Annotated in this window: 1 protein-coding gene and 1 pseudogene; both read left to right on the forward strand. The window is 75.4% G+C overall.

The annotated features are described in order from the left end of the window. Window positions 1–728, forward strand: a pseudogene (locus tag KS423_RS45140) (transcriptional regulator); the annotation flags it as partial. 135 nt (window positions 729–863) lie between these two features. Then, window positions 864–1,571 (forward strand): TetR/AcrR family transcriptional regulator, encoded by a 708-nt coding sequence (locus KS423_RS45145; RefSeq protein WP_224285467.1) that lies wholly within the window; start codon window positions 864–866, stop codon window positions 1,569–1,571. Window positions 1,572–1,627: the final 56 nt, after the last annotated feature.

A 1,627-nucleotide genomic window follows, 5' to 3' on the forward strand; every position in this document is an offset into this window, starting at 1 on the left:
GCACCGCACCCACCGGTGCCCCGGCGCCACCGGCCCCCGCGGGCTCCGCCGCCGCGGACACCCCGTCCGCGAGCGCCTCGGCGACACCCGACGAGCCCCCCGCGCCCTTCCACGTCAGCGTCCTCAACAACAACTGGGGCAGCCCCTGCGACCAGTGGTTCCTCTCCGCCCGCTCCCCCGCCCAGGTGACCCCGCCCCCGTCGTCCTCCGGCCGGATCGACAGCTGGGCCGCCTCCCAGCGGCTGGTCCCGGCCGGGCACCTGCGCATCGAGCTGACCGCCCTGGGCGACAGCTCGGACACCGTCGTGCTGAACACCATGTCCGTGCAGGTGGTCAGCACCCGGCCCGCCCCCAAGTGGAACGCCTACACGCCCGGGTCCGGCTGCGGCGGCGGGCTCGAACCGGCGTCCTTCGCGGTCGACCTCGACGCGGCCACGCCGCGCCTCGTCCCCGTCCCCGGCCGGGAGGGCGAGCGGAAGACCGGCACGAAGGACTTCCCGTACCGGATCTCGGCCACCGACCCGCAGGTCATCGACGTGGACGCCTCCACCCGGTCCCAGGACGTCAGCTGGTTCCTCGAACTGGTGTGGACCGCCAAGGACGGCCGCAAGGGCACGATGCGGGTGGACCTCGGCGACCAGCAGCCGTTCCGCACCGTGGGCAGGCAGGGCGCGCCGAACTACTTCCACAACGGCACCTCCTGGGCCCCGGCCCACAACGAGGGCTGAGTCCGGCCGACGGCGGGGGGGCAGGAGGCGGAGGCCGGGAGCGGGAGGGCTGCGGCGGGAGGGCGGGGGCGGGAGATGCCCGTGGAGGCGTCCGCCCCCTGGCCTACGTCAGCGGCATTGACATAGCCTCTGCGCATGACCGACCGCGTAGTCCCCGAACCGCAGCGACGCCGGCGCCGCCCCACCAAGCAGGGCGTGGTGCTGTCCGCCGAGCTGATCGTCGACACCGCGATCCGGCTGATCGGCCAGCACGGCGCCGAGGCACTCACGGTGCGAAGGCTCGGCGCCGCGCTCGGCGCCGACCCGAGCGCGGTCTACCGTTACTTCCACAGCACCGACGACCTGCTGATCGCCATCGCCGACGAACTCATCGGCCGCGCCCAGCACGGCTGGCAGCCCACCGGCGACTGGCGCACCGACCTGCGCGCCATCGGCCTGCGCATCCACGCCAGCTACCAGGCCCACCCACAGGCCGCCATCCTCGCCGCCCACCGCACCACCGGCCGCACCCACGAGATCGCCGCCGTCGAGGCGATCCTCGGCGTCCTGCGCACGGCGGGCTTCCCGGACCCGGAGGCCGTCCGGATCTACCACGCCTTCGTCGACCAGAGCCTCGGCTTCGCCGCGCTGGACGCCGCCGCGCTCGCCCTCCCGGCCGCCGCCCAGAACGCCGACCTCCAGGTCTGGCAGGCCTCCTACGCCCGGCTCGACGCCGCCGACCACCCGCACATCGCGGCCACCGCCCACCTGCTCACCGCCGACATGCCCCGCAGCGGCTACCCGTACGCCCTCGACCTGCTGCTGGAGGCGGCCGAGGCCCGGCTGCGGGCGGCGGGCGGCTGAGGCTCGCGGGCCACCGGTGGGCCACGGCCCGCCGGTGGCGAACGCCGCGCCGGAAC

The organism is Streptomyces sp. LS1784, from assembly GCF_020103755.1.
In the GTDB taxonomy this organism is placed as follows: Bacteria; Actinomycetota; Actinomycetes; order Streptomycetales; family Streptomycetaceae; genus Kitasatospora.